The sequence below is a fragment of the Streptomyces rimosus genome (assembly GCF_008704655.1).
Lineage (GTDB): Bacteria > Actinomycetota > Actinomycetes > Streptomycetales > Streptomycetaceae > Streptomyces > Streptomyces rimosus.
The window spans coordinates 6,698,466-6,723,790 of the sequence record NZ_CP023688.1 but is presented as its reverse complement, the minus strand read 5'-3'; the positions used below and the strand labels follow the sequence as shown (position 1 = coordinate 6,723,790).

Here is a 25,325-nt window from a genome sequence, read left to right as displayed (position 1 = left end):
ATGACGGCACTTCCCCGCGAGGACACGGCCGCCACCACCGCGCCCCGCCCGGACGCCACCCGCGACCGGCCCCGCCGCTCCCGCACCGCCCTCCTCACCGCCGCCCTCGCCCTCGCCCTTCTCGCGGGCTGTCTGCTCTCCGCCGGGCTCGGCGCGTACCGCATTCCGCTCGGCGATGTCCTCGGCTCGCTGCTGCACCATCTCGGGCTGGGCGGCGCCGCGTTGGACCGGGTGGGCGAGAGCGTGCTGTGGAACGTGCGGCTGCCGCGCGTCGCCCTGGCGCTGCTCGTCGGCTCCTCGCTCGGCTGCGCGGGCGCCCTCATGCAGGGCGTGTTCGGCAATCCGCTGGCCGAGCCGGGCGTCATCGGCATCTCGTCGGGCGCGGCGGTGGGCGCGGTCGGCGCCATCGCCCTCGGGCTCGGCTTCCTCGGTACGTGGACGGTGCCGGCCTGCGCGTTCGCCACCGGCCTGCTGACCGTACTGATCGTCTACGCGCTGTCCCGCTCCGGCGGCCGTACCGAGGTCGTCACCCTCATCCTCACCGGCATCGCGGTGAACGCCTTCGCGGGCGCGCTGATCGGCCTGTTCCTCTTCTTCGCCGACAACGCGCAGCTCTCGCAGATCACGTTCTGGCAGCTCGGCTCGCTGTCGCAGGCCGTGTGGCCCAAGGTGCTGGCGGTCCTGCCGTGCGCCGTCGCCGGACTGGCCGTCGCCCCCTTCCACGCCCGCAAACTGGACCTCCTGGCGCTCGGCGAACGCCCGGCCCGGCACCTCGGCGTGGACGTGGAGCGGCTGCGCGTCGTCCTCATCCTGGTCGTCGCGCTGCTCACCGCGGCGGCCGTGGCGGTGGCCGGCGTCATCACCTTCGTCGGCCTGCTCGTACCGCACCTGCTGCGGATGGCGGCCGGCCCCGGGCACCGCTTCCTGATCCCGGGCAGCGCCCTGGGCGGCGCGCTGGTGCTGGTCGTCGCCGACCTCGCCGCACGCACGGCGGCCCAGCCCGCGGAGCTGCCGCTGGGCGTCCTGACCGCCCTGTTCGGCAGCCCGTTCTTCTTCTGGCTGCTGCGCAGGACCCGTCGCAAGCAAGGGGGCTGGGCATGAACCGCGGCCGGATTCCGCTGCTCGGTACGTGGCTCGCGGGACGCGCCCGTACGCTCCCCGGGCCGGTGCCCGTGGGTACGGCGTACGCGCGGGCCGACGGGCTGGGCGTACGGCTGGGTGCGCGTACCGTGCTGGACGGGGTGGACCTGGAGGTCACCGCGGGCCGGGTGCTGGCGCTCGTCGGGCCGAACGGCGCGGGCAAGTCCACCCTCCTGGCGGCGCTCGCCGCCGACCTGCCCGCCGCCACCGGCGAGGTCCGTATCGACGGCCGCCCGGCCACCGGCTGGACCGCGCCCGAACTGGCCCTGCGCCGGGCGGTCCTGCCGCAGTCCGCCGCGCTGTCCTTCCCGTTCACGGTGGAGGAGGTCGTACGGATGGGCCGGGTGCCCTGGTCCGGCACGGAGCGCGAGGACGAGGACGAGGCCGCCGTCGCGGAGGCGATGGCGGCGACCGAGGTGACCGGCTTCGCGGAGCGGCCGTTCTCCGCGCTCTCCGGCGGCGAACGCGCCCGGGTGGCGCTCGCGCGCGTCCTGGCGCAGCGCGCCCCGCTGCTGCTGCTCGACGAGCCGACCGCCGCGCTGGACCTGCGCCATCAGGAACTGGTGCTGCGGCTGTGCCGGGAGCGGGCCGCGGCGGGTGCCGCGGTCGCGGTGGTCCTGCACGATCTGGGGCTGGCGGCGGCGTACGCGGACCGGGCGGCGCTGCTGCACGACGGGCGGATCGCCGCGCAGGGGCCGCCTGCCGAGATGTTCGAGGCCGGGCTGCTGAGCCGGGTCTACCGGCAGCCGGTCGAGGTGATCGGCCACCCGCGCACCGGTACACCGCTGGTCATGCCCTTGCGGGAACCACGACCCTTACCTTTGCCGATGCATTGCCGTTCCGTGTCCATACCGCCGACCATCCGTGACGGGCCCGTGGCCAGTGAGAGCGGGATCACTGGGCAGGACGGGAATTGTTCAGGTAAGCCTCAGATAAGTTAGGGCGTCCTTAGTGGCCGACCGCCCTTCCTCCGCACGCCTGGAGTCCCGTATGCGAGCCCTCCGCTCTGCCGCCGCCGTCACCGCCGCCGTGGCCGCGACCCTCACCGCCGTTTCCGGCTGCGCCCAGAAAAGCGACGCGGCGGCCGACGACGCACAGGACGGCGCGGTACACGTGACGGCGACGGACGACGGCTGCGCGGTGTCGAAGAAGGAGTTCCCCGCCGGACACCTGCGGCTCGCCGTCAAGAACAAGGGCACCAAGGTCACCGAGGTGTACGTCTACGCGCCCGGCGACCGCATCGTCACCGAACGGGAGAACATCGGCCCCGGCACCGGCGCGGACATCGTCGCCGAGATCGCGCCCGGCACCTACGAGATCGCCTGCAAGCCCGGCATGAAGGGCAGCGGCATCCGGCAGAAGGTGACGGCGACCGGCAAGAGCACGGCACCGGCCCGCGACCCGAAGCTGGACAAGGCGGTGGCCGCGTACCGCGCCTACGTCCAGGAGCAGGCCGACCGGACGCTGCCCGAGGCGCGGAAGTTCGCGGACGCGGTGAAGGCCGGGGACATCGAGGCCGCGAAGAAGGCGTACGCCGTCTCGCGCACCGGCTGGGAGCGCACCGAGCCGGTCGCCGAGTCGTTCGGCGACATCGACCCCAAGGTCGATGTGCGCGCCGACGGCCTGGAGGACGGGCAGCAGTGGACCGGCTGGCACAAGCTGGAGCAGTCCCTCTGGGAGAAGAAGGAGATCACCGCCGACGACAAGAAGCTGGCGGACCGGCTGATCACCGACCTGGAGGACTGGCGAAAGCGGGTCGGCAAGGCCGAGATCACCCCGACCAGCATGGCCAACGGCGCCAAGGAACTCCTCGACGAGGTCGCCACCGGCAAGGTCACCGGTGAGGAGGAGCGCTACAGCCACACCGACCTGAGCGACTTCCAGGCCAACGTCGAGGGCGCGCAGAAGGCGTACGAGCTGCTGAAGCCGGTCGCCGCCGAGCGCCGCCCGGAGCTCACCAAGGAGCTGGACAAGCAGTTCGCGGCGATCCGCGCGCTGCTGGACCGGCACCGCGACAGCGGCTCCCCCGACGGCTTCGCCGCGTACGACACCGTCGGCAAGGACGAGCGCAAGGAACTGTCCGACGGCGTCAACGCGCTCGCCGAGCCGCTGTCGAAGCTGGCCGCCGCCGTGGCGACCGCCAAGTAACGGCAGGAGGCGGGACGTCATGACGAACGGCGAGACGAAGAAGAGCGGTACCGAAGGCGCGGCGGGTCCGGGGGCGGAAGCCGGTACGGAAGGCGCGGCGGCGCCGGAGGCCGCGCAGCCCCGTACGCCCTCGCGCCGCGCGCTGCTCGGCTGGGGCGGTGCCGGGCTCGCGCTCGGCGCGGTCGCGGCCGGCGGTACGGCGGCGGCACTGCGCACCGGAAGCGACGCGGCGCCCGCCGCGGCCGCCCGGCCCGCCGAGGCCGTGCCCTTCCACGGCGCGCACCAGGCCGGTATCGCCACCGCCGTCCAGGACCGGCTGCACTTCGCGGCGTTCGACGTGAAGACCGACGACCGGGCGGAGCTGATCGCCCTCCTCAAGGAGTGGACACAGGCCGCCGCGCGGATGACCGCCGGCTCCCAGATCGGCTCCGGCGCCATCGGCTCGCTCGCCGAAGCCCCGCCGGACGACACCGGCGAGGCACTGGGCCTTCCGCCGTCCCGGCTCACCCTCACCTTCGGCATCGGCCCGACGCTGTTCGAGTCCGGCGGCAAGGACCGCTTCGGCCTCCGGGACCGGCGGCCCGCGGCGCTGGTGGACCTGCCGCGGTTCCCCGGCGACAACCTCGACCCGGCGCGCGGCGGCGGCGACCTGTGCGTACAGGCGTGTGCCGACGACCCGCAGGTCGCCGTGCACGCGATACGCAACCTGGCGCGGATCGGCTTCGGCAAGGTCGCCGTGCGCTGGTCCCAGCTGGGCTTCGGCAAGACCTCCTCGACGACGCCCGACGCGCAGACCCCGCGCAACATGTTCGGCTTCAAGGACGGCACCCGGAACATCGCGGGCACCGACGCCAAGGCCCTGGAACAGCACGTGTGGGTCGGCGCGCGGGACGAGAAGGGCGGCGGCGCGTGGATGGCCGGCGGCTCGTACCTGGTGGCGCGCCGCATCCGGATGCACATCGAGACCTGGGACCGCACCTCGCTGCGCGAACAGGAGGACATCTTCGGGCGGGACAAGGGCGAGGGCGCGGCGGTCGGGCGCAAGAACGAGCACGACGCGCCGCACCTGCCGTCGATGCCGCCGACCTCGCACGTACGCCTGGCGCACCCGGACTCCAACGACGGCATCCGCATCCTGCGCCGCGGCTACTCCTTCACCGACGGCACGGACGGGCTGGGCCGGCTGGACGCGGGCCTGTTCTTCCTCGCCTACCAGCGGGACGTGCGCCAGGGCTTCGTCCCCCTCCAGCAGCGGCTGGCGCGCCACGACGCGCTCAACGAATACATCCAGCACGTGGGTTCGGCGCTCTTCGCGATCCCGCCGGGCGTCGGCGGGGCCGACGACTGGTGGGGACGCGGGCTGTTCGCCTGACGGCGGCACCGCAAGGGAAAGGAAGGACCTCTGTGTTCGGCAACTACTTGATCGGCCTGCGCGAGGGCCTGGAAGCCAGCCTCGTCGTCTGCATCCTGATCGCCTATCTGGTCAAAACCGGCCGGCGGGAGGCGCTGCGGCCGGTGTGGCTCGGCGTGGGCAGCGCCGTCCTGCTGTCGCTGGTGTTCGGTGCCGCGCTCCAGTTCGGCTCGCAGACCCTGACGTTCGAGGCCCAGGAGGCGCTCGGCGGCTCGCTGTCGATCATCGCGGTGGGCCTGGTGACGTGGATGGTCTTCTGGATGCGGCGGACCGCGCGGCACCTGAAGAAGGAACTGCACAGCAGGCTGGACGCGGCGCTCGCGATGGGCACGACGGCGCTGGTGGTCACCGCCTTCCTGGCGGTGGGGCGCGAGGGCCTGGAGACGGCCCTGTTCATCTGGGCGGCGGCGAGCAGCGCGGACGACGGCTGGCGCCCGCTGGCCGGCGCCCTGCTGGGGCTGCTGACGGCGGTGGCCCTGGGGTGGCTGTTCTACCGCGGCGCCGTGCGCATCAACCTGGCGAAGTTCTTCACCTGGACCGGCGGGATGCTCGTGGTGGTCGCCGCGGGCGTGCTGGCGTACGGCTGCCACGACCTCCAGGAAGCGGGGCTGCTGCCGGGCCTGTCCACGAAGGCGTTCGATCTGGGCGACGCCTACGAGGCGGACAGCTGGTACGGCACGCTGCTCAAGGGCGTCTTCAACTTCCAGCCCGACCCGACCGTCCTCCAGGTCACGGTGTGGGCGCTGTATCTGGTCCCCACGCTGGCCCTGTTCCTCGCCCCCGGTAGGGTTGCGCCGAATCGTGCCACCCCGGCGGCCGCCCAGGCCGCCCCGGCCCCGGTCGCCCCGAAGGAGCCCGAGCCCCATGACACGCAGGTCGCCGTTCCGGGTGCCCGTGACGCTGACCGCCGCGAGCGCGGCGCTGCTGACGCTGAGCGGGTGCATGACCGTGCACGGCGAACGGGAGATGCTGCCGGCGGTGTCGAAGGCTGAGGCCGCCACGGCTCTCAAGCAGTTCACCGACGGGTTCAACGCGTCCAACAGCAAGCTGGACCCGAAGGTGAACCCGACGTACGAGACGGAGTCGCTGCTCGCCGTCGACCAGGCGCTCACCAAGGCGGGGCACGCGGTCAGCCCGCAGGGCAACCCCAAGTTCCCGCCGCTGACGCTGACCAGCCCGCACTTCACCGTGCCCCGGCAGGCGGGCTGGCCGAAGGTGTTCCTCGCGGACGCGGTCAGCAACCGCAACAACACGCGGTGGTTCCTGGTGTTCACCCGTGACGCGATGGGCGCCAAGTGGAAGGCGAGCTACCTCTCGGCGCTGAGCGACAACCAGATCCCGCAGTTCAAGACGGACCCGGACGGCTACGCCGAGGTGGTGCCGGCCGACGCCAAGGACTCCGGGCTGAAGGTCGCGCCGGGCGAGCTGGGCAAGGCGTACGCGGCGTACCTGAACACCGGCAAGGGCGAAGTCTTCGCGCCCGGGCCGGCCACCGACCAGTGGCGGAAGCTGCGCGAGCAGCAGGGCCGGCAGCCGGGTGCGCGTATCCAGTACGAGGACCAGCCGTCCGATTACGCGCCGGTCGCGCTGCGCACCAAGGACGGCGGGGCGCTGGTCTTCTTCTCGACGTACTACCACCAGCAGAAGACCGTCTCCGAGGGCGCGCGGATCAATATCCCCCCGGAGATAAAGGGGATCATGGACGGCCCGGCGAAGTCGTCCAACCGGATGACCTTCACGACCCTGTCGGAACAGGTGGTGAAGGTCCCGGCCGCGGGCACCGCGGAGAAGGTCGCCTTCCTCCACCGGCTGGAGGCGAAGACGTCCGCCAAGTCGCTGTAGCGGGCGGCACCCGGCGGTGCCGCCGGATCAGCGGCCGATGGGCCAGGCGGCCGCTTCATGGTCGTGGTCGTGCTGGTCTGCGTACTCCGCGCAGGCGTCGGTGAGCGATGCCAGCAGGGTCAGCGGGTCGGGCACCGGCCGCTCGGGGCCGCGCAGCCAGGACACCGCCGGCTGGTCTCCGGGGAGCCGGGAGGGCGGCAGGAGGACGTAGCTGCCGCGGCAGTGCCAGCGCAGGCCCGGATGCTCGTCCATGGTCTCCGGATGGCAGTCCAGCTCGCAGGGCCACCACTCGTCCTCGTCGTCCGGGGTGCCGCGGGTGGCGGTGAAGAACAACATCCGGCCCTCGCCGTACGCCGCGCCGCTCAGCGCGACCGGGCCGACCTCGACACCGGCCGCCTCCAGGCGCTCCAGCGCGCTGCGGCCCGCCTCGGCGGGGACGTCCAGCACGTCGTGGGCGATGCCGGTGGCGGTGATGAAGTTGGCCTGCGGATACGCGCGCGCCCAGCCGGCGACCTTCTCCCGGTCGGTGCTGGCGACGGTCTGCCAGCCGAAGGAGACGGGGTGCCGGCCGGGCGTGGGACAGCCGATGCGCTCACAGGAACAGCCGTAGCCGGAGGGGTGGGCGGCCGGGGCCAGTGGGAAACCGGCGTCGGCGACCGCCAGCAGCAGGTCCTCGCGGCTGCGCGCCGCCGATCCCGTGTCCGTATCGCCGCCGTCCGAACCGCTCCTCGGCCGGCGAAGCCACTGGGAGAACCTGCTCTTGCGTTCCATCTATCCCCTCACTTCGAGCGGTGGTCTGGGATCAATGCTGCCACCATCCTCCTCCTCGGGTGACCGGAGTACCGATCCGGGGTGGCCGAAGAACGGGCAAATGCCAGCATTACGTCCGTTATCCACCCCCATTCGTTCTTCTTCCTTTACCTTCCACTCCCCCCGCGATACCCCCGCCGCTCACCCGGGTGTGCCGGACTCCCGCGCGCGGCGTGCGAGGCCGCCGTGTCAGGCGCGGGGCCGCAGCCCGGCGAGGGCCAGGTCGACCAGCGTGTCCACGTACGCGTACGTCAGCTCGCCGGTCCGCATCAGCCAGCGCTGTGTGAAGGGGCCCAGCACCATTTCGGTCGCCACCCGCACGTCCACGTCCGCCCCGATCTCGCCCCTCTCCTGGGCGGCCCGCATCCGCTTCACGTAGACCTGGATTCCGGGCTCCAGCAGCCGTTCGACGAACCGCGCCGACAGCTCCGCGTCGTTCGCGCCGGCCACCGCGAGCGCGCGATAGGGGGCCTGCCACTTCTCGTCGGCGAACTCGTCGACGGAGGCCCGCAGGACGAACTTGAGGTCGGCGGCGAGATCGCCGGTGTCCGGCATCCCGGCCTCGTACCCCTCGACGTCCTGGGTGAAGGCGTCCAGCAGGACGGCGGCCTTCGAGGGCCACCAGCGGTAGATCGTCTGCTTGCCGACGCCGGCGCGGGCGGCGATGCCCTCGATCGTCAGCTTGTTGTAGCCGACCTCGCCGACCAGGGCGAGGGCCGCGTCGTAGATGGCGCGGCGGGAGCGTTCGCTGCGGCGCGTGGAGTCGGGCGGTGTCTTGTTGGCCATGGCTCAACCCTACCGACGGATGAGGCGAGACGTATCGTCTTGACAAGACGCAACGTCTCGTCGCAGACTTGCTCTCGAACGAGACGCTACGTCTCGCCAATCAGTGGACGCACCGGACGAAGGAGACGACCCCATGAGCAAGGGAAACGCGGGCAGCATGCTCGGCGTCGGCGGCACCCGCAGCAAGCTCTCCCGTGGCGCGCTGCGCGGCGGCCGGGGCGGCGGCGGTGCGGTCGGCGGCACCGACCCGATGGCCCAGCGGCGCGCCCTGCTGCGCAAACTCCAGGAGCAGCGCGGCGACGGGCAAACCCGTCAGGGGTGAAAACCACCCGAACGGATCACTGCGGAACGACTCCTCCCGGTGGACGATTTGAGCGCGTACGCGTCTCGTACGCATCCCGCGTCCCGTCCACCGTGAGGAGCCTTCCTTGCGTACACCCCGGCGCAGCGCCCGACCCCGGCGCTACCTGATGTGCCCGCCGACCCACTTCAAGGTCAGCTATTCCATCAACCCCTGGATGGACCCGGACAAACCCGTCGATCTGCCGCTGGCACTCGCCCAGTGGGAGGTGCTGCGCGACCGCTACCGCGCGCTCGGCCACACCGTGGAGGAGCTGCGGCCCCGCCCCGACCTGCCGGACATGGTCTTCGCGGCCAACGGCGCCACCGTCGTGGACGGCCGGGTGCTCGGCGCGCGGTTCGCCTTCGAGGAGCGGCGCGGCGAGGCCGCCGTACACGCCGCGTGGTTCCGGGACCACGGCTTCGCGGAGGTCCGCGAGCCGCAGAACGTCAACGAGGCGGAGGGCGACTTCGCGGTCACCGCCTCCTGGCTGCTGGCCGGGCGCGGCTTCCGCAGCAGCCCGCTCTCGCACGCCGAGGCCCAGGAGTACTTCGGCCGCCCGGTGATCGGCCTGGACCTGGTCGACCCGCGCTACTACCACCTGGACACGGCGCTGTGCGTGCTGGACGACACGACGGACTCGGAGGTCATGTACTACCCGGGCGCCTTCTCGGCGGGCAGCCGGGCGGTGCTGGCCCGGCTGTTCCCGGACGCACTGATCGCCTCGCGCGCCGACGCGGAGGCGTTCGGGCTGAACGCGGTCAGCGACGGCCGGCACGTCCTGCTCCCGCAGGCCGCGGTGGGGCTGTTCGAGCCATTGCGGGAGCGCGGGTACGAGCCGGTCGGCATGGACCTGACCGAGCTGCTCAAGGGCGGCGGCAGCGTCAAGTGCTGCACACAGGAGCTGCGGTCCGCGCCCGCGTAGGAGTCAGACTCGGCCTCAGCCGGCCGGCTCCCAGGCGTCGCCCCACTCGGCGTCGCGGGCGGCCTTGTAGCGCTCGCCGTGGCGCTTGGTGACCGTGTCGCGCCGCAGGCCCTGCTCCGTGCAGAGGTCCAGCAGGACCTGGCCCTTGCGGAGCTGGGGTCTGCGGACGATGCGGGCCGTGGGAGCACCGGCCGGGGACCCGTCGGCCAGCTCCGGCCGCACCGCCGCGACATAGCTGAACTTCTCGTCCTCGTACGGCAGCGAACCGCCCTTGACCTGCCGGTGCAGCGAGGAGCGGGCCACCCGTGCGGACATGTGGCACCAGTCCTCGCCCGGCACGATCGGGCACGCGCCGCTGTGCGGGCACGGCGCGACGATCCGCAGCCCCGCCTCCGTGAGCTGTTCGCGCGCCTCGCGGATGCGCAGATAGCCGTCCGGGGTGCCGGGTTCGATCAGTACGGCGGCCTGTGCGCCGGCCGCCGCGGCGACGACGGCCCGGCGGTCCTCCGGGCGCAGCTCGCCGAGTACGTAGGAGACGGTGACCAGGTCCGTGCCCTCGGGGACGGCCATGCCCGCGCCGATGACGCGGCGCTGCCAGTCGGTCTCCGGCAGCACGCCGGCGGCCAGCTCGCGGCCCAGGTCCAGGGCCGGTTCGGCCCAGTCGTAGACGGTCGTGCGGTGACCGGACCAGGTGGCCGCGACCGCCCAGCTCGCGGCGCCGGTGCCGCCGCCGATGTCCACATGGGTGGCGGGCGACCACTGCGGCAGCCGCGCCGCGAAGGCGTCCAGGGCGTGGCATACGGCCTCGAAGGTCGCGGGCATCCGGTAGGCGGCGTACGCGGCGACGTCGGCGCGGTCCCGGAGCACCGGGGCGTCGGTCGGGGTCCGGCCGCGGTAGTTGGCGATCAGCCGGTCGACGGCCCGCGCGGCCTGCGTGGGCGGCAGGCCGTCGAGCAGGCCGGCCAGTGCGGCGCGCAGTTCGTCGTGCATTCCGGCAATTTTACGGGGCGGGTGTGACAGCCGTGCCGTAGCGTCCGGCCGGTCCCTTATGCGCAGGCTCCCGGCATGCGTCCGCCCGCCCGTACCGCCCGCGCCAGCCGGGTCGCGGCCGCCGCCCGCGGCGCGCTGCCCGCCTCGCGCCGCCGCGGGTGCACCGTGTTGGCCAGCAGCACCAGGAACGTGTCGGTCGCCCGGTCCAGCACCAGGCTCGTCCCGGTGAACCCGGTGTGCCCGGCCGCGCCGCGCCCCGCCAGCTCGCCCATGAACCACGGCTGGTCCACGCCGAAGCCGAGCCCCGGCGGGTCCAGCAGCAGCGCCACCGACTCCGCGCCGAGGATGCGGGCCGTGCCGTACGCGCCCCCGTTCAGCAGCGTCCGGCACAGCACGGCCAGGTCCTGCGCCGTGGAGAACAGCCCCGCGTGCCCGGCGACGCCGCCCAGCGCCCACGCGTTCTCGTCGTGCACCGCGCCGCGCACCATGCCGCGGTCCGCCTTGGCCCACGGCCGCCGCTGGTCCTCGGTCGCGGCGACACCCGCCGGGGCCAGCGGCCCGTACGACGTGCTGGTCATGCCCAGCGGGCCGGTGATGCCCTCGGCCACCAGGGCGTCCAGCGGCTGCCCGGTGAGCCGTTCCAGGATCAGCTGGAGGGCGATGAGGTTGAGGTCGGAGTAGCGGTACGGGCCGCCGGGCGGCGCGGCGGGCGCGGCGGCCTCCTCCCACAGCAGGGCCAGCTGGGCCGCGCGCCCGCGCCGCTCGTAGAAGGGCAGTTCCGGGCGCAGGCCCGAGGTGTGGGTGAGCAGGCTCCGTACGGTGATCCCGGCGGCGAAGCCCGGCAGCCACCGGCGCGCCTCCGCGTCCAGGTCCAGGCGGCCCCGCTCGGCCTGCTGCACGGCCACGATCGCGGTGTACAGCTTGGTCAGCGAGGCCAGGTCGAAGACGGTGCCGACGCGCATCGGCTCCCAGCGGTCGCGGGGCAGCTCCACGCCCCGGTCGCGCTCCGGGTCGTAGCCGGCGTAGCGCAGCGCCCAGCCCGCCGCCTCCTCGGCGGCGACCACCGGGCCGCGCCCGGCGAGCACCACCGCGCCCGCGCACCAGGGCGCGGGCCCCTCGGTCGCCTCCCGTACCCCCTGCACGAGGCGGTGCATCCACGCGGGGTTGAGCCCGGCGCGGGCGGGGGTGCCGGGGCGCAGTCCGGTCGCGTTCAGAGCTTGGTCCTCTCGCCGGTCCCGGTGGCGGTCTCCTCCCTACGCTGCCACGGGCGGCACATTCCCAGGAAGCTCAGCAGCGCCAGTACGCCGCAGGAGAGCTGCACGACGGCCATCGGTACGGCGGTGTGCTCGCCCGCGATGCCGACGAGCGGCGAGGCGACGGAGCCCAGGAGGAAGGTGGAGGTGCCCAGCAGCGCGGAGGCGGAGCCCGCCGCGTGGCCGGAGCGCAGCAGCGCCTTGGTGTTGGCCGACGGCATGACCAGGCCCATCGCGGACATCAGGACGAACAGCCCGGCGGCCATCGGCCACAGCCCGACCTCGCCGAAGACGCCGCCGGCCATCAGCAGCAGCGCCGTGGCGGCGGCCGTGATCAGCCCCAGGCCGATGCCCAGCACCACGTCCAGGCTGACCCGGCCGACCAGCACCTTGCCGTTGATCTGGCCGACCAGGACCAGGCCGACGGAGTTGACGCCGAACAGCAGGCTGAAGGTCTGCGGGGAGGCGCCGTAGATCTCCTGGATCACGAACGGGGAGGCGGAGATGTACGCGAACAGCGCGGCGAAGGCGAACGCGCCGACGATCAGGTAGCCGGAGAAGGACCGGTCGGCGAGGAGGGAGCGCATGGTGTGCAGGGCCTCGCCGAGGCCGCCGGAGTGCCGCTTCGCGGGCGGCAGCGTCTCGTGCAGACGGCGCCAGACCAGCAGCGTGAGCAGCACGCCGACCACGGTCAGGACGACGAAGACGCCGCGCCAGTCGGTGATCCGCAGGATCTGCCCGCCGATCAGCGGCGCCACGACGGGCGCGACGCCGGAGATCAGCATCAGGGTGGAGAAGAAGCGGGCCATCGCCACGCCGTCGTACAGGTCGCGGACCACGGCCCGCGCGATGACGATGCCGGCGGCGCCCGCCAGGCCCTGGAGGAGGCGGAAGGCGATGAGCAGTTCGGCGTTGGTGGCCAGGGCGCACAGCGCGGTGGCGACGATGTAGACGATCATGCCGATGAGCAGCGGGCGGCGGCGCCCCCACTTGTCGCTCATCGGCCCGACCACCATCTGCCCCAGGGCCATGCCCGCGAGGCAGGTGGTCAGGGTGAGCTGGACGGTGGCGGCCGGGCTGTGCAGCGCCTCGGTGACCTCCGGCAGGGCCGGGAGGTACATGTCCATGGAGAGCGGCGGCACCGCGGTCAGGCCGCCGAGGATCAGGGTGACGAGCAGGCTGGTGCGGCGGGACGCGGCGGGCGGCGCCGCCACGTCCCGCTCGGCTATCGGAACGCTGTCCTGGGTGTCCGTCGTTCCGGTACCGGGGTCCGTCATGAGTGTCTCCATGGATGATTGATGGCTTGACCATGGTGTCATGCACGGAACGTCTTCCGGCGCCCTTTCGGCCAGGACCTTGGACGGGGGGCCACGGTCCTACGACCGGACGCGGGCCCCCTGCCGTACGGGAATCAGGCCGGCTTCAGCCCCGGGTCGCCGGCCTCGGACACGAACGACCCCGCCGTGACCACCGGCGCCCCCGGCTTCGTCACCGCCGACACCGTCCGGAAGTCGGCCCGCGCCTTCTCCCGGTCCAGCGTGACGGTCACATAGCCGCGGCGGCCGTTGTAGAACTTCATGTGCGGGTTGGCGGCCATATAGGTGCCCCAGTTGGCGGGCTTGTCCGCGCCGTCCTCGCCGCTCGCGATCGAGGTGGTCACGAACTCCACGCCCACGGTGCGCGACTTCTCGTTCTTGAAGTCCCGCTTCACATCGAACGCGTAGTGCACGTGCACGTCGCCGGTCAGCACGACCAGGTTGTCCACGCCCGCCGCCTCCGCGCCCTTCAGCACCCGCTCGCGGGAGGCCGGGTAGCCGTCCCAGGAGTCCATGCTGAGCTTGTAGCCGGGGCCGGTGGCGTTGCGGCGCTCGGAGAAGGTGACCTGCTGCGACAGCACGTTCCACAGCGCGGAGGACGACCGCCAGCCGTCGATCAGCCAGCGCTCCTGCTTTGCGCCGGTCAGGGTGCGCCTGGGGTCGGTGGACTCGGGGCCCGGGGTGCGCCAGCCGTCGCCGTACGCCTGGTCGGAGCGGTACTGGCGGGTGTCCAGCACGTCGAACTGGGCCAGCTGCCCGAAGTGGACGCGCCGGTAGAGCTGGGCGTCCGGGCCGTGCGGCTGCTGCGGGCGGCGCAGCGGCTGGTTCTCCCAGTACGCGCGGTAGGCGGCGGCCCGGCGCAGCAGGAACTCGCCCTTGGGGTCGTTGTTCTCGCTGATGTCGTCGGCGTAGTTGTTCTCGACCTCGTGGTCGTCCCAGGTGACGATGAACGGGTGCGCGGCGTGCGCGGCCTGGAGGTCGGGGTCGGACTTGTAGAGCGCGTACCGCAGCCGGTAGTCCTCCAACGTCACCGTCTCGCGGTTGAAGCGCGCGGGCAGCTTGCGGTCGGTGTACTTGCGGGCGCCGCCCACGGCGTCCACCGGGTACTCGTACAGGTAGTCGCCGAGGTGGAAGACCACATCCAGGTCCTCCTTGGCCAGGTGCCGGTGGGCCGTGTAGTAGCCGTCGTGGTACGCCTGGCAGGAGACGACGCCCAGCCGCAGCTCGTTGTTCTTCGCGCCGCGCGCGGGGGCGGTGCGGGTGCGGCCGACGGGGCTGATCCAGTTGCCGGCCCGGAAGCGGTAGTAGTAGACGCGGTCCGGCGCCAGTCCGGTGGCCTCGATGTGGACCGCGTGGTTGAACTCCGGGTGTGCGTCGGCCTTCCCGCGCCCGGCCAGGCGCGTGAAGCGCTCGTCGTACGCGACCTCCCAGCGCACCTGGACGCGCGCCTTGGGCATGCCGCTGCCGGGCTCGTACGGCTTCGGGGCGAGCCGGGTCCACAGCACGACGGAACCGGGCAGCGGGTCGCCGGAGGCCACACCGAGCGTGAAGGGGTTCTCGGTGATCTTGCGGGCGTCGGCCTCGGCCGCGGCGTACGCGACGCCGGTGCCCGGCAGATTGGCCGCGAAGGCCAGCGCGGCGGCGGCCCCGGTGCCGGTGAGGAAGCGGCGCCGGGCGAGCTGTGCGGCGGCGTCCCGCATCTCCTGGCCGTGCGGTGCGCCCTGGGGCCCCTGTGCGGGCCGCGCGTCCTGCTCGTACTGACCTTGACGGGCCATCTGCCCCTCCCTGGACCGGTGTTGTCACCAGCGATTGGAGGGGCGGAGGACGGCGTACCGCTGTCGCACGCTCGACGCACACATGACAAACCGGTGATCTCTGCGCCCGGTTCGGACGCCGCCGGACAAAGCGCTGCGGAACCGTACGAGCCCGGCCGTCCGCCGCCCGCCCGGCCGCTCCGTAGGATTCGGGGCATGGCTGAACTGATGGGACGCGACGGCACGTGGTCCTTCGACGGCGAGCAGGTGCGGATCGTGCCGGGCCGGGAGCGCGGCGTGCACCGGCTGCGGCAGGACCTCGGCGAGATCTGCGTACCGCTCACGGCCCTGGCGGGCGTCGCGTACGAACCGGGGCGCAAGGGCGGCCGGTTGCGCCTGCGACTGCGGGACGGCGCCGACCCGCTGCTGTACGTCACGGGCGGCGGCCTGCCGGACGACGCCAGCCCGTACCAGGTCGCCGTGGACCCGGACCGCACCGGCGTCGCGGAGTACTTCGCCGACGAGGTGCGCCAGGCCCTGCTGCTCGACCAGGTGGACACCGGGCCCGCCGACCGCTACCTGCTGCCGGGGCCCGCCGTGCCGCTGTCCGCCGCGGGCGTGGACGGGACGGCGACCTTCGACGGGGAAACGGTGCGCGTCGAATGGCGCTGGAACACCAGCGAGAGCAAGAAGCAGGCGGGCGCCCGCACCTACTCCCTCGCCGATCTGGAGAGCGTGGAGTGGCGGCCCGCCGTCGGCCTGGAATCCGGCTATCTGCGCTTCCGCCCCAAGGGAGAGGCACCGAAGGCCAAGCCGGAGCACGACCCGAACGCCATCGAACTGTGGGGCTTCAAGAAGGAGAGCGGGCAGACGGCGCTGCTCGCGGCGGCGGTGGCGGTGCGGCTGCCGCATCCGTCGGGTGGGAGCGCGGCGCCGGATGTGACTCCTGTTCTGGAAAAGGCGGCCGGTACGGGCGGCGGCAGCGGCAGGGAGGACGCCGATGTCCTCCTGCGGCGCCTGCGGGAACTGGGCGAACTCCACAAGGACGGCATCCTGACCGCCGAGGAGTTCGCGACGGCCAAGGCGGCGGTGCTCAGAGGGTTTCAGGGGATGGGCTGAGCCGTACGGCCGCAGGGGCAGGGTGAGCCGTACGCACCACGCCCTACCCTGCCGCCATGACGACACCCGACACCCCAGGCGCCGCCCCCGCCCCGACCGCCCTGATCACCGGCGCCGGTTCCGGCATCGGCCGCGCCGTCGCGCTGGCCCTCGCCGGGGCCGGCTGGTCCGTGGCGCTCGCCGGACGGCGCGCCGAAGCCCTCCAGGAGACGGCCCGCCAGGCGGCGCCCGGCGCGGCCACCCTGTGCGTACCGGCCGACGTGACCCGCCCCGACCAGGTGGACGCCCTGTTCGCCGCCGTACGCGACCGCTTCGGGCGGCTGGACCTGCTCTTCAACAACGCCGGTACGTTCGGCCCGCCGGTGCCGCTCGACGAACTGTCGTACGCGGACTGGACCACGGTCGTCGACACCAACCTCACCGGCGCGTTCCTCTGCGCCCAGGCCGCCTTCCGCACCATGAAGGAGCAGCGCCCGCGCGGTGGCCGCATCATCAACAACGGTTCGGTGTCCGCGCACGCGCCGCGCCCGCACTCCATCGCGTACACCGCCACGAAGCACGCGATGACCGGCCTGACCAAGTCGCTGTCCCTGGACGGGCGCCCGTACGACATCGCCTGCGGGCAACTCGACATCGGCAACGCGGCCACCGAGATGACGGGCCGGATGCAGACCGGCATCCTCCAGGCCAACGGCACCACGGCGGTCGAACCGGTGATGGACGTGGCGGACGTGGCCCGTACCGTGCTGCACATGGCGCAGCTGCCGCCGGCGGCGAACGTGCAGTTCGCGACGGTGATGGCGACGGCCATGCCGTACATCGGCCGCGGCTGAGGGACACCGGACAACCTGCCGGCCACCGGCCGCCTTCCGGACTTCCCCGCGACGCGCTCCTGACAGACGGCGCGTCCGGTGGGACTCTTCCTGACGCACGTCCATCCGCACCGCTCATCTGCCGGGCCGCGGAACCCGCGGCCTGTAGTCGACGGCCGCGCGGTTCGCCACGCGGCCCCGCAGAAGGAGTCACGCGTGAGACGAATCGTCAGCACCTCCCCCGGCGCCCGTCGGCGCGGCGCGTCCCGTGCCGTCGCCGGTGCCCTGACCGCCGCCGGCGCCCTGCTCGTCTCGGCTCTGCAGACCGGCCCGGCCGGGGCGGTCGGTACGTCCGGCGCGGCCGCCGCGACCGGCTCGCGGCCGGTGTCCTCCCCGTCCGCCGCCGCCGACTTCTGGACGGCCGAGCGGATGCGCGAGGCCACCCCGCTCGACCTGCTGTCCGCCGGGACCAAGGCGTCGGCGCGGCGCTCCGGCAAGGCGGCGGACACCGCGTCCCCGTCCGTACGACGCGGCCCCGAGCGCACCGTACGCCCCACCCTCCCCGGCACCGGCGCGGCCGCGCACGCGCCCAAGTCCTTCCCGCAGGCGGGCGGCCCGTGGACCGGCGGCGGCGCCGTGACGAACACCGCGGGGCGTGTGTTCTTCACCTACCAGGGCCGTACCGCCTCCTGCTCCGGCAACGCCGTCACCAGCGCGAACAAGAGCACGGTGATCACCGCCGGGCACTGTGTGAAGCTGAACGGCGCCTGGCACACCGACTGGGTCTTCGTGCCCGGCTACCACGACGGCCAGGCCCCGTACGGCAAATGGGCCGCGTCCAAGACCCTCTCCACACCGCAGTGGACGGCGAGCGAGGACATCAACTACGACGTGGGCGCCGCGGTCGTCGCCCCGGTCGGCGGACAGCGGCTGACCGACGCCGTCGGCGGCCAGGGACTGGCCTTCAACACCGGCTACAACAAGCCGATGTACGCCTTCGGCTATCCGGCCGCCGCGCCGTACGACGGCAGCAAGCTGATCTACTGCAGCGGCAACACCATCAAGGACCCGCTGTTCTCCAAGGACCACGGCATGTCCTGCAACATGACCGGCGGCTCCAGCGGCGGTCCCTGGTTCACCCAGTTCGACGAGGCCACCGGCGCGGGCCTGCAGTCCTCGGTGAACAGCTTCGGCTACACCTTCCTGCCCAACACGATGTTCGGGCCGTACTTCGGTGACGACGCCGAAAACCTCTACAACGAGGCGCAGTCGAGCTGATCCGCCCACGCCCTCCCGGGCCGCGGCGCGCACACGCCGTCCGGAGGACCGGGCCGTCGCCCCGCCCTCCGGACGGCAGGCACCGCACACGGGGGTTGTTCCCCGGGAACTCTCGTTTCCGGGGACGGCTCGACCATTGACGCACACATTATGCAGAGCGCGATATACCCCGGGCTTTCTTCTCACCCTTTTCATGCTCTTCTCATGGGAAACTCATCAGCGCCGCCCCACCGATCAGCATGGTGCGAACGGGCCTCGCTCCCACCGATCTTGAATTACCTGTCCGGTTCCTTTCCTTGCGGAATGGAAGACGCCCACTCCGTCCTTTCCGGTGCTAGCGTCCAGGGAGCAGAAGTGCACTCGGTGCACACCGGGTGCTTGCGTCCTTCTGATTCCTTGTCCGACCATCCGTCGCCGAGGGGACTTCCATGACAGTGGCTGACAACGGCACGAGCCGCGCCCCCGCGCCGGCTCCCGAAGAAGTCGGCGCCATGTACGACCGGTACGGCGATCTGCTCGCCATGGTGCTCGGCGGCAGCGCCCTGCACGTCGGCATGTTCGTACCGCACGGCGAGCGCACCCCCGTCACCTCCCTCCTCCAGCTGTCCGACCTCGCCCAGGACCGGCAGACCGAATTCCTCGCCGACGTGCTGACCGGCGGCGGCCTCCCGCACGACGCCCGCCTGCTCGACATCGGCTGCGGCACCGGCGGCCCGGCGATCCGGCTGGCGCAGCGCACCGGCGGCCGGGTCACCGGCATCACCGTCAGCAAGACCCAGCTCGCCCGCTGCGAGGAGCGGCTGAGCACCTCGGGACTGGCCGGGCGGGTGGACTTCGCGTACGGCGACGCGATGCGGCTCGGCTTCGCGGACGACTCCTTCGACGCGGCCTGGTCGATCGACTGCTTCCCGCACCTGTCGGACCGGCCCGCCGGCCTGCGCGAGGCCCGGCGCGTCCTGCGCCCCGGCGGCCACCTGCTGCTGACCGAATTCGCCCGGCGCGGCACGCCCGGCAAAGAGGAGGTGGACGCCTTCACCCGGCTGTGGGCCTCCCCGCCGCCCACCACCTTCGCGACGCTGCTCGGCGAGATCGAGGAATCCGGGCTGCGGGTCGTGCGCGTACAGAACATGACGTCGAACGTCGCACTGTGCGGCGAACTGATGGCCGTCCTTTACAAAGAACAGCGGGACGCCATACAGCAGCGTTTCGGAAAAGAGGCCACCGACCACACCGATCCACTGATGGAGCCGTTCCGCACGTTCTGCCAGAAGCACATGGACTATTACCTGCTGCTGCTCGGCAACCCCGAGAACTGACCCGTTCCCGGCGTTCCCTCTTTCGCTCGTCTCCCCCGCACCGATCCGAGAGCTGACTTCCCCCTATGGCCGCCAAACCGCCCTTCAGCCTGCCCATTTTCTCCGCCTCTCGCGTCTCCCCCGCCTCCCCCGCCCCGCCCGGCGCCGGAACGCTCCCGTTCCCCACCCGGCACGCGCCGTTACGTGCCGCCGGGGGCCGACGACCGCGCCGCCGTCACGAGTTCTGGCGCTCGCCCGAGGACCAACCGCCCTGGGCGCGGCCCGCGTTGCTCGGCGTGGCCGCGCTGGCCGGACTGCTGTACGCGTGGAACATCACCAGCAGCGGCCTGGCCCCGTACTACTCGGTCGCCGCCCGCAGCATGACCGAGAGCTGGAAAGCCTTCCTGTTCACGGCGTACGACCCGACGGCGACGATCACCCTCGACAAAATCGGCGGCTTCCTGTGGCCGCAGGCCCTCTCGGCCCGCGTCCTCGGCTTCCACGACTGGGCGCTGACGCTGCCGCAGTGCATCGAGGGCGTCGTATCGGTCCTGGTCATGTACCGCGTCGTACGGCGCTGGCAGGGCGCGGCGGCCGGTCTCCTGGCGGCCGGACTGCTGACCCTCACCCCCGTGACCGCCTCCATGTTCGGCCACGCGATCCCCGACGCAGCCCTGTTCATGTGCCTGCTGCTGGCCGTCGACCGGTACCAGGTCGCGGTCGGCGGCGCGCGGTTGCGCTCGCTGGTGTGGGCGGGCGTATGGGTCGGGCTGGCCTTCCAGGCGAAGATGATGCAGGGCTGGCTCATCGTCCCCGCCCTCGCCATCGGCTACTTCGTCACCGCCCCCGTCACACTGCGCACCCGCATCGGCCATCTGCTGACCTCGGGGGTGGTGCTGTTCGCGGTGTCCTTCTCGTGGGTGCTGCTGATGACGTTCACGCCGAAGGACGTACGCCCGTACGCGGACGGCTCGACGAACAACAGCGCCTGGTCGATGGTCTTCGAGTACAACGGCTTCAGCCGGCCGGCGGAGAGCGGGCCCGGGGGTCCGGGCGGGCCTGCTACTCGTACAGGCCCGGTCCCCAGCACCCCCCACGGCCCCGCCACCAAGAGCACCGCACCCCCATCCACCCCCCACGCCCGCAAAATGGTCAGCCTCGGCAGCGAGAAGAACACCTGGTACAAGCTGCTCACCTCCCGCTTCACCCCTCAGATCGGCTGGCTCTACCCCCTCGCCGTGCTCGGCCTCGTCCACGGCCTGGTGCTGCGCGGCAGGCGCCCCCGTACGGACCGGCTGCGCGGCGGCTATCTGATGTGGGGCACCTGGTTGCTGACCACGGCGGTCGTGCTGAGCGTGGTGGACATCCCGCACACCGCGTACGTGGCCGGGCTGGCCCCCGCCCTGGCGGCCCTCGCCGCTGCGGGAGCGGTGACCCTGTGGCGCGTCCACCGCACCGCCGGCAACCGCCCCGCGCGCCTGCTCCTGCCCCTGACCCTCCTGGCCGAAGCCGCCTGGACGTCCTTGATCGCCTCCGCTCACCCGGATTTCGCCCCCTGGCTGATCCCGCTCATCGCCGTGGCAACGCTCGTCGCCGTTCCGGGCCTCCTGTCGTACGGCCGCGCCACCGGCCGCCGCCTGCGACCGCTCGCCGTGACCAGCCTGACCGCCGCCTGCCTCGCGATGTTCGCCGCCCCTGCGGCCTGGTCACTGTCCGTACTGGACCAGCGGTACGGGGGCTCGTCGTTCGAGGCGCACGCGGGGCCCGGCGGCCAGAGCGCCGGCGGCGGTGCGCCGGGCAGCGCGGTGTACGGCGGGGCGGGCGGCGCCTCGTACGACATGTCGCAGGCACCGCTGACCGCCGGACAGAAGCGCCTGCTCGACTACGTCCGGCGGCACAACGGCGACGCCACGTACACCCTCTCCGCCGACGGCGGCTGGGCGCGCTCCCGGGCGATCACCCACACCGGGCTGCCGATCCTGCCGCTCGGCGGCTTCGCCGGGATGGCCACATCGGTCACGCTCGCCGAGTACCGGCACCTCGTCGCCTCGGGCCAACTGCGCTTCGCTCTGCTCAACCCCTCCGTGGCCACCGGCGGGGCCCCCGCCTCCGAGACCGCGAAGATCAACGCCTGGGTCCGCTCGGCCTGCGTCAAGATCGACCCGAAGGCGTACGCGGCATCCCCCGCCGACCCGTCCCTCCCCGAACCCCTCTACCGCTGCTCCCCCACCGCCGGAACCACCCCCTGACGCCCCTCTCCGCCCCTCATCCATCCCTCCTCCCGTGCCCTCCCCTCCCTCCCCCTCGTTCTCCGTGATGTGTCTCACGAGGCGTGTGGTGATCCGTGAGACGGGTATCCGGCCCCGGGACCACGGAGCAGGACGCCGGGATGAAATGGTAGAAATGGGGAGCAAAGCCCCCTGCGGAGAGGAGACGCCATGTCGTCGAAGCGACGCCGTAAGAAGAAGGCACGCCGTAAGAACGGTGCCAACCACGGCAGCCGTCCGCAGTCCTGAGCGGCCCCGCCCGCCGGACCTGCGAGCGCACGGGAAGGCCCCCGGGACACCGTCCCGGGGGCCTTCGCCCGTCTACGCCACGGACCCGTTACGCGGCCTCCACCACGCCCGAGGACGCCACCTCGATCTTCGCGGAGGTGGCACCGGAACGGGAGCCCAGCCCCTCGATCCGCTTGACCAGCTCGGTCCCCTCGACAACCTCGCCGAAGACGACGTGCGCGCCGTCCAGCCACGGGGTCTCGACCGTCGTGATGAAGAACTGCGAGCCGTTGGTGTTGCGGCCGGCGTTCGCCATCGACAGCAGGAACGGGCGGTCGTGCTTCAGCTCGAAGTTCTCGTCCGGGAAGCGGTCACCGTAGATGCTCTTGCCACCGGTGCCGTTACGGCGGGTGAAGTCACCACCCTGGAGCATGAACTCCGGGATGACCCGGTGGAACGGCGACCCCGCGTAACCGAAGCCGTGCTCGCCGGTGGCCAGCTCACGGAAGTTGCGAGCGGTCTTGGGCACGACGTCGTCGTACAGCTTGAAAACGATGCGCCCCGCGGAGGCGCCGTCGATCGTGATATCGAAAAATACGTTGGAACTCATGGAAGCCATCCTTCCACTTCCCGGCCCCGTCCTGTGCAGCCGGTCAACGTTCCTGATCGACGCCGCCCCTCTCCCCCCGCCCGGCCGGGCCCACGAGACGCCCTCGCCGCACCCATGGCGATCTCCCGCCCACCCGGCAGACAATGCGGCATGACCGAACGGCTCTGGGAGCTCTGGTACCGCCGGCTGGAGACCGAATCCGACGAACCGCTGTCCCCGGTCCGCGAAGCCCGAATCCGGGAACTCGGCGAGGAGAACGCCCAGGAAGGCGCCCGCGCCATCGAGGCGGCACACGCCGCGGCCGGGGATCTCCTCGTGGAGCTCGACCGGCTGGGTCCGCTGGTGGAGCTGATGGACGAGTACGGGCCGCGCCTGGAAGGTCGCGGCGCGAGCGAAGCCCCGCCGCCCCAGTGAGGGAGCGGTGGGGCTCAGGACTGGATGGTGCGATGGCGCCACATCACCTGGCGGAGAACGCGCCGCCCTGGACGCCCGCGATGAACTCCGCGAACGAGCGGGAGGGGACGGAGAGGACGGGACCGTTCGGGTCCTTGGAATCGCGGACGGGAACTATGCCGGTGGCTGCGGCCTGTGTGGGGGCCCACTCGACACAGGAGCCGCCATTGCCGCTGTAGGAGGACTTGAACCAGATGAGGGTGTGGGGGTCGTTCGTCACGAGGTGCCCTTTCGTACCTGCTGGATCATGGCTACTGAGTCTGCCTGCGAAAGCGCTTCGGTCTGTAGCTGATGGTAGGCCCTTACCAGAGGCAGCACGGACGTGAGTTCCCTGTCCAAACGGCCGTGCGTCTCGGACTCGACGTAGGAAACCACGGAGCGGTCGGACAGGGTCAGCAGATTGACCAGGCGGTTGAACGGGCGACGCTCGCCTATGGCGTAGGGGGCTACCTGGAGAGTGGTGTTCGGCTGGTCGGCGAACTCGACCAGCCGGGCCAACTGGGCGTCCATGACGGCGGGCTTGCCGATCGGCCGCCGGATGCAGCTCTCGTCCAGGACCACGATCACCATGGGAGCAACGCGCCGCACCAGGGACGCCTGTCGTTGCACCAGGAACTCGACTCGCTCACGGGCCTGTTCGGGACTGAGCGTGCCACGCCGCACATTGCCGTCCTCGATGACTCTCGCGTACTCCGGCGTCTGGAGCAATCCGGGGATCACCCCTACTTCGAACAGCCGGATCTCCGCCGCGCGGGCTTCCTTCCCCAGGTACTCCGGGAAGCCCTCCAGCAAGCTGCCGTTCCGGATCTCCGCCCAAGCGCGCTCGAACGACTCTGCGGTTCCCGCGAGCCCAAGGCAGGCGTCTAGAGCACGCGAAAACCGCAGAGTTGGCGGTTTGCGGCCCGTTTCGACCGCCGAAATGTGCCTGCCCGAGTAGCCCACCCGCTCGGCCAGCTCATCTTGCTTCCATTCGTGCGCCTCCCGCGCGCTGCGCAAACGCGCACCGAACGCCGCTTCCGGGCTTGCTTCGGGGTTCAGGGCCTTGACGTTTGCCAATGTGCCCTCCGTTTCTGGAACGTTGAAGACAGGGCGACTGTAGGCCAGCCTGGTCTTCTCCGGTGGCGGAACGACCACGGAGAGGTACGAATCTGCCCCGGATGCACACCCGTTCACTCCCACTGCTCCACAGTGACGCTGATCCTGCACGGCTTGATCGCATTCGGACGTTCCCCCCACGAACGGTGATCACAAGTGACCGACTTCAACCCCAGCCCCGGCCGGGAAATCCTCACCCGGCTCATGCGCGCATCCGGACACGACGGTGTTCTCCATTTGCGCACCGGTGGCGGCAATGACGCCGCCCTCCCCATCCCCCGAACCGAAGGCCGGGCCATGACGACTCCCGCCCCTGTGCCCACGCGCAAAGAAATCCAGATCACCGGCATCCGGAAACACGTCGCCGAGTGCGTCACCGAAATCGACGGTACGGAGTGCGGCGCCCGCTCGAACGTCTGGGACACCGCCATGTACCTGGACGTGTGGATTCGCGCCCACGCGGACGAGTACGAGCACAAGAAGTTCGTGAAGCGCACGGAAGAGCCGGTCAACGTCTGCACCAAGCCCCCACAGGTATCGTGAAGGGAAGGCCCATGGTCGCCGTTGCGGAAAACCCCGTCACCGGTCCCGGGAAAGGGCTGGACATGCTGGAGCTGGAGATCACTGGAAAGTGCCAGCTCACCTGTACGCACTGCCTGACCGAATCGAGCCCTGGGGCGGATCACGGCATGATGACGGAGGCCGACTGGCGCTCGGTCATCATCGACGCCGCCTCGCTCGGCATCTCCAAAGTGCAGATCATCGGTGGCGAGCCGACCGTACACCCCCACTGGGCGGAATTCGTCGAACTCGCCCTGTCCCTCGGACGCGAAGTGGAGATCTACAGCAATCTCTACCGTGTGCGCGACCCCTGGTGGCCGCTCTTCCAGCGGGAGGGCGTGACGTTGGGGACGAGCTACTACAGCGACCGCGCCGACGAACACGACCGCGTCACCGGCCGCTCCGGCAGCTACCTGCGCACCCGCGCCAACATCCGCAGGGCCCTTGAGCGGGGCATTGAGCTGCGCGTCGGCATGGTGGAGGTGCTGCCCGGCCAGCGCGTGGCCGAGGGCCGCGCCGAACTGGAGGCCATGGGCGTTCGCCGGATCAAGGTGGACCGGGTGCGCGCCGTCGGCCGGGCCATGCTGCCGGGCCAAGCTCCGTCCCTGGGTGAGCTGTGCGGCCATTGCACGCACGGCCGGGCCGCCGTCCTGCCCAACGGGGACCTCGCCGGCTGTGTACTCTCCCGCGACTTCCCCGTGGGCAACGTCCGCGAACGGCCCCTGGCCGAACTCCTGTGGAGCACGGAGTGGGACCGCTTGGTGGAGCGCATCCCCCTTCCGCGCAGGAAGGGAGCAGTATGCGGCGTATGCGGTGTCTGCCAGCCCAACGACTCCGAGGGCTGCGACCCCTCGAACGAAGCCTGCGATCCCACGGACTGAGGGAGTTGACT

The 25,325-nt window shown here is 71.8% G+C and carries 26 protein-coding genes; 17 read left to right on the top strand and 9 right to left on the bottom strand.

All coding sequences use genetic code 11. The annotated features are described in order from the left end of the window. From CP984_RS29385 to CP984_RS29360, 6 genes are read left to right on the top strand one after another with little or no spacing between them, the layout of a single operon-like run. Positions 1-1,101, top strand: a complete 1,101-nt coding sequence (locus CP984_RS29385; RefSeq protein WP_003987287.1) for a FecCD family ABC transporter permease — start codon at positions 1-3, stop codon at positions 1,099-1,101. Next, a complete protein-coding gene (locus CP984_RS29380; protein ID WP_003987288.1) occupies positions 1,098-2,081 on the top strand; it encodes a heme ABC transporter ATP-binding protein in 984 nt (327 codons plus the stop codon). Before CP984_RS29385 ends, CP984_RS29380 begins: the two co-directional genes overlap by 4 nt. Before the next feature lie 49 nt (positions 2,082-2,130). Continuing rightward, the gene (efeO, locus tag CP984_RS29375; RefSeq protein WP_003987289.1) at positions 2,131-3,288 is read left to right on the top strand and encodes an iron uptake system protein EfeO; all 1,158 of its coding nucleotides are present in this window, start codon (positions 2,131-2,133) and stop codon (positions 3,286-3,288) included. A 19-nt stretch (positions 3,289-3,307) separates the two neighbouring features. Then, positions 3,308-4,660: an iron uptake transporter deferrochelatase/peroxidase subunit gene (efeB, locus tag CP984_RS29370; protein ID WP_050498772.1), complete on the top strand. Its 1,353-nt coding sequence runs from the start codon at positions 3,308-3,310 to the stop codon at positions 4,658-4,660. Between the two features lie 32 nt (positions 4,661-4,692). Continuing rightward, on the top strand, positions 4,693-5,691 hold the full coding sequence (gene efeU, locus CP984_RS29365; RefSeq protein ID WP_003981132.1) for an iron uptake transporter permease EfeU: 999 nt from the start codon (positions 4,693-4,695) through the stop codon (positions 5,689-5,691). After that, positions 5,642-6,541 (top strand): hypothetical protein, encoded by a 900-nt coding sequence (locus CP984_RS29360; protein ID WP_030181067.1) that lies wholly within the window; start codon positions 5,642-5,644, stop codon positions 6,539-6,541. The genes efeU and CP984_RS29360 overlap by 50 nt, the downstream gene beginning before the upstream one ends. A gap of 27 nt (positions 6,542-6,568) precedes the next feature. Here CP984_RS29360 and CP984_RS29355 read toward each other — a convergent pair whose 3' ends face one another. Beyond that, complete coding sequence (locus CP984_RS29355; RefSeq protein ID WP_003981134.1) at positions 6,569-7,312, bottom strand: bifunctional DNA primase/polymerase; 744 nt, start codon at positions 7,310-7,312, stop codon at positions 6,569-6,571. 228 nt (positions 7,313-7,540) lie between these two features. Next, positions 7,541-8,137, bottom strand: a complete 597-nt coding sequence (locus tag CP984_RS29350; RefSeq protein WP_003981135.1) for a TetR/AcrR family transcriptional regulator — start codon at positions 8,135-8,137, stop codon at positions 7,541-7,543. A gap of 133 nt (positions 8,138-8,270) precedes the next feature. Between CP984_RS29350 and CP984_RS29345 the strand changes: the two genes are divergently transcribed. Both CP984_RS29345 and ddaH read left to right on the top strand, forming a co-directional pair. Then, positions 8,271-8,459, top strand: coding sequence for a DUF6243 family protein (locus CP984_RS29345; RefSeq protein ID WP_003981136.1), 189 nt, complete (start codon positions 8,271-8,273; stop codon positions 8,457-8,459). 106 nt (positions 8,460-8,565) lie between these two features. Then, on the top strand, positions 8,566-9,402 hold the full coding sequence (ddaH, locus tag CP984_RS29340; protein WP_226048715.1) for a dimethylargininase: 837 nt from the start codon (positions 8,566-8,568) through the stop codon (positions 9,400-9,402). Between the two features lie 15 nt (positions 9,403-9,417). Here the strand turns inward: ddaH and CP984_RS29335 are convergent, their stop codons facing one another. From CP984_RS29335 to CP984_RS29320, 4 genes are all read right to left on the bottom strand, one after another. After that, positions 9,418-10,392, bottom strand: a complete 975-nt coding sequence (locus tag CP984_RS29335; protein ID WP_003981138.1) for a small ribosomal subunit Rsm22 family protein — start codon at positions 10,390-10,392, stop codon at positions 9,418-9,420. A 56-nt stretch (positions 10,393-10,448) separates the two neighbouring features. Further along, positions 10,449-11,546, bottom strand: a complete 1,098-nt coding sequence (locus tag CP984_RS29330) for a serine hydrolase domain-containing protein (protein ID WP_030312100.1) — start codon at positions 11,544-11,546, stop codon at positions 10,449-10,451. Positions 11,547-11,602: 56 nt separating this feature from the next. Then, on the bottom strand, positions 11,603-12,922 hold the full coding sequence (locus tag CP984_RS29325; protein WP_003981140.1) for a multidrug effflux MFS transporter: 1,320 nt from the start codon (positions 12,920-12,922) through the stop codon (positions 11,603-11,605). 134 nt (positions 12,923-13,056) lie between these two features. Then, the gene (locus tag CP984_RS29320; RefSeq protein WP_030181060.1) at positions 13,057-14,661 is read right to left on the bottom strand and encodes an alkaline phosphatase D family protein; all 1,605 of its coding nucleotides are present in this window, start codon (positions 14,659-14,661) and stop codon (positions 13,057-13,059) included. Between the two features lie 270 nt (positions 14,662-14,931). Between CP984_RS29320 and CP984_RS29315 the strand changes: the two genes are divergently transcribed. The 6 genes from CP984_RS29315 (at position 14,932) to CP984_RS43055 (ending at position 21,735) form a co-directional block, all read left to right on the top strand. Further along, positions 14,932-15,834: a DUF4429 domain-containing protein gene (locus tag CP984_RS29315; RefSeq protein WP_003981142.1), complete on the top strand. Its 903-nt coding sequence runs from the start codon at positions 14,932-14,934 to the stop codon at positions 15,832-15,834. A gap of 56 nt (positions 15,835-15,890) precedes the next feature. Beyond that, the gene (locus tag CP984_RS29310) at positions 15,891-16,667 is read left to right on the top strand and encodes an SDR family oxidoreductase (RefSeq protein ID WP_003981143.1); all 777 of its coding nucleotides are present in this window, start codon (positions 15,891-15,893) and stop codon (positions 16,665-16,667) included. 195 nt (positions 16,668-16,862) lie between these two features. After that, on the top strand, positions 16,863-17,924 hold the full coding sequence (locus CP984_RS29305) for a trypsin-like serine peptidase (protein WP_003981144.1): 1,062 nt from the start codon (positions 16,863-16,865) through the stop codon (positions 17,922-17,924). A gap of 428 nt (positions 17,925-18,352) precedes the next feature. After that, entirely contained in the window at positions 18,353-19,240 is an 888-nt protein-coding gene (locus CP984_RS29300) for an SAM-dependent methyltransferase (RefSeq protein WP_030181059.1), read from the top strand. A 65-nt stretch (positions 19,241-19,305) separates the two neighbouring features. Further along, a complete protein-coding gene (locus CP984_RS29295) occupies positions 19,306-21,468 on the top strand; it encodes an ArnT family glycosyltransferase (protein WP_078575469.1) in 2,163 nt (720 codons plus the stop codon). A 189-nt stretch (positions 21,469-21,657) separates the two neighbouring features. Beyond that, positions 21,658-21,735 (top strand): 50S ribosomal protein bL37, encoded by a 78-nt coding sequence (locus CP984_RS43055; protein ID WP_370443954.1) that lies wholly within the window; start codon positions 21,658-21,660, stop codon positions 21,733-21,735. 88 nt (positions 21,736-21,823) lie between these two features. On the opposite strand, the gene CP984_RS29290 is transcribed toward CP984_RS43055, so the two are convergent. Continuing rightward, the gene (locus CP984_RS29290) at positions 21,824-22,324 is read right to left on the bottom strand and encodes a peptidylprolyl isomerase (RefSeq protein WP_003981150.1); all 501 of its coding nucleotides are present in this window, start codon (positions 22,322-22,324) and stop codon (positions 21,824-21,826) included. A gap of 150 nt (positions 22,325-22,474) precedes the next feature. On the opposite strand from CP984_RS29290, the gene CP984_RS29285 reads away from it, so the two are divergent. Further along, positions 22,475-22,738 (top strand): hypothetical protein, encoded by a 264-nt coding sequence (locus CP984_RS29285; protein ID WP_003981151.1) that lies wholly within the window; start codon positions 22,475-22,477, stop codon positions 22,736-22,738. Between the two features lie 43 nt (positions 22,739-22,781). Here the strand turns inward: CP984_RS29285 and CP984_RS29280 are convergent, their stop codons facing one another. Next, positions 22,782-22,997, bottom strand: coding sequence for a DUF397 domain-containing protein (locus CP984_RS29280; protein ID WP_003981152.1), 216 nt, complete (start codon positions 22,995-22,997; stop codon positions 22,782-22,784). Next, positions 22,994-23,833, bottom strand: coding sequence for a helix-turn-helix domain-containing protein (locus CP984_RS29275; RefSeq protein ID WP_030181055.1), 840 nt, complete (start codon positions 23,831-23,833; stop codon positions 22,994-22,996). The genes CP984_RS29280 and CP984_RS29275 overlap by 4 nt, the downstream gene beginning before the upstream one ends. A gap of 195 nt (positions 23,834-24,028) precedes the next feature. On the opposite strand from CP984_RS29275, the gene CP984_RS42260 reads away from it, so the two are divergent. Both CP984_RS42260 and CP984_RS29265 read left to right on the top strand, forming a co-directional pair. Beyond that, on the top strand, positions 24,029-24,415 hold the full coding sequence (locus CP984_RS42260) for a hypothetical protein (protein ID WP_003981154.1): 387 nt from the start codon (positions 24,029-24,031) through the stop codon (positions 24,413-24,415). An 11-nt stretch (positions 24,416-24,426) separates the two neighbouring features. Further along, positions 24,427-25,314, top strand: a complete 888-nt coding sequence (locus CP984_RS29265; protein ID WP_003981155.1) for a radical SAM protein — start codon at positions 24,427-24,429, stop codon at positions 25,312-25,314. The last annotated feature ends 11 nt before the right edge of the window (positions 25,315-25,325 follow it).

What these genes read in the sequence shown, in the direction of transcription:
- CP984_RS29385 (WP_003987287.1), top strand. Translation starts at nt 1, where the DNA reads ATGACGGCACTTCCCCGCGAGGACACGGCCGCCACCACCGCGCCCCGC.
- CP984_RS29380 (WP_003987288.1), top strand. Translation starts at nt 1,098, where the DNA reads ATGAACCGCGGCCGGATTCCGCTGCTCGGTACGTGGCTCGCGGGACGC.
- efeO (WP_003987289.1), top strand. Translation starts at nt 2,131, where the DNA reads ATGCGAGCCCTCCGCTCTGCCGCCGCCGTCACCGCCGCCGTGGCCGCG.
- efeB (WP_050498772.1), top strand. Translation starts at nt 3,308, where the DNA reads ATGACGAACGGCGAGACGAAGAAGAGCGGTACCGAAGGCGCGGCGGGT.
- CP984_RS29360 (WP_030181067.1), top strand. Translation starts at nt 5,642, where the DNA reads ATGACCGTGCACGGCGAACGGGAGATGCTGCCGGCGGTGTCGAAGGCT.
- CP984_RS29355 (WP_003981134.1), bottom strand. Translation starts at nt 7,312, where the DNA reads ATGGAACGCAAGAGCAGGTTCTCCCAGTGGCTTCGCCGGCCGAGGAGC.
- CP984_RS29350 (WP_003981135.1), bottom strand. Translation starts at nt 8,137, where the DNA reads ATGGCCAACAAGACACCGCCCGACTCCACGCGCCGCAGCGAACGCTCC.
- CP984_RS29345 (WP_003981136.1), top strand. Translation starts at nt 8,271, where the DNA reads ATGAGCAAGGGAAACGCGGGCAGCATGCTCGGCGTCGGCGGCACCCGC.
- CP984_RS29335 (WP_003981138.1), bottom strand. Translation starts at nt 10,392, where the DNA reads ATGCACGACGAACTGCGCGCCGCACTGGCCGGCCTGCTCGACGGCCTG.
- CP984_RS29330 (WP_030312100.1), bottom strand. Translation starts at nt 11,546, where the DNA reads ATGCACCGCCTCGTGCAGGGGGTACGGGAGGCGACCGAGGGGCCCGCG.
- CP984_RS29325 (WP_003981140.1), bottom strand. Translation starts at nt 12,922, where the DNA reads ATGACGGACCCCGGTACCGGAACGACGGACACCCAGGACAGCGTTCCG.
- CP984_RS29320 (WP_030181060.1), bottom strand. Translation starts at nt 14,661, where the DNA reads ATGCGGGACGCCGCCGCACAGCTCGCCCGGCGCCGCTTCCTCACCGGC.
- CP984_RS29315 (WP_003981142.1), top strand. Translation starts at nt 14,932, where the DNA reads ATGGCTGAACTGATGGGACGCGACGGCACGTGGTCCTTCGACGGCGAG.
- CP984_RS29310 (WP_003981143.1), top strand. Translation starts at nt 15,891, where the DNA reads ATGACGACACCCGACACCCCAGGCGCCGCCCCCGCCCCGACCGCCCTG.
- CP984_RS29300 (WP_030181059.1), top strand. Translation starts at nt 18,353, where the DNA reads ATGACAGTGGCTGACAACGGCACGAGCCGCGCCCCCGCGCCGGCTCCC.
- CP984_RS29295 (WP_078575469.1), top strand. Translation starts at nt 19,306, where the DNA reads ATGGCCGCCAAACCGCCCTTCAGCCTGCCCATTTTCTCCGCCTCTCGC.
- CP984_RS43055 (WP_370443954.1), top strand. Translation starts at nt 21,658, where the DNA reads ATGTCGTCGAAGCGACGCCGTAAGAAGAAGGCACGCCGTAAGAACGGT.
- CP984_RS29290 (WP_003981150.1), bottom strand. Translation starts at nt 22,324, where the DNA reads ATGAGTTCCAACGTATTTTTCGATATCACGATCGACGGCGCCTCCGCG.
- CP984_RS29285 (WP_003981151.1), top strand. Translation starts at nt 22,475, where the DNA reads ATGACCGAACGGCTCTGGGAGCTCTGGTACCGCCGGCTGGAGACCGAA.
- CP984_RS29265 (WP_003981155.1), top strand. Translation starts at nt 24,427, where the DNA reads ATGGTCGCCGTTGCGGAAAACCCCGTCACCGGTCCCGGGAAAGGGCTG.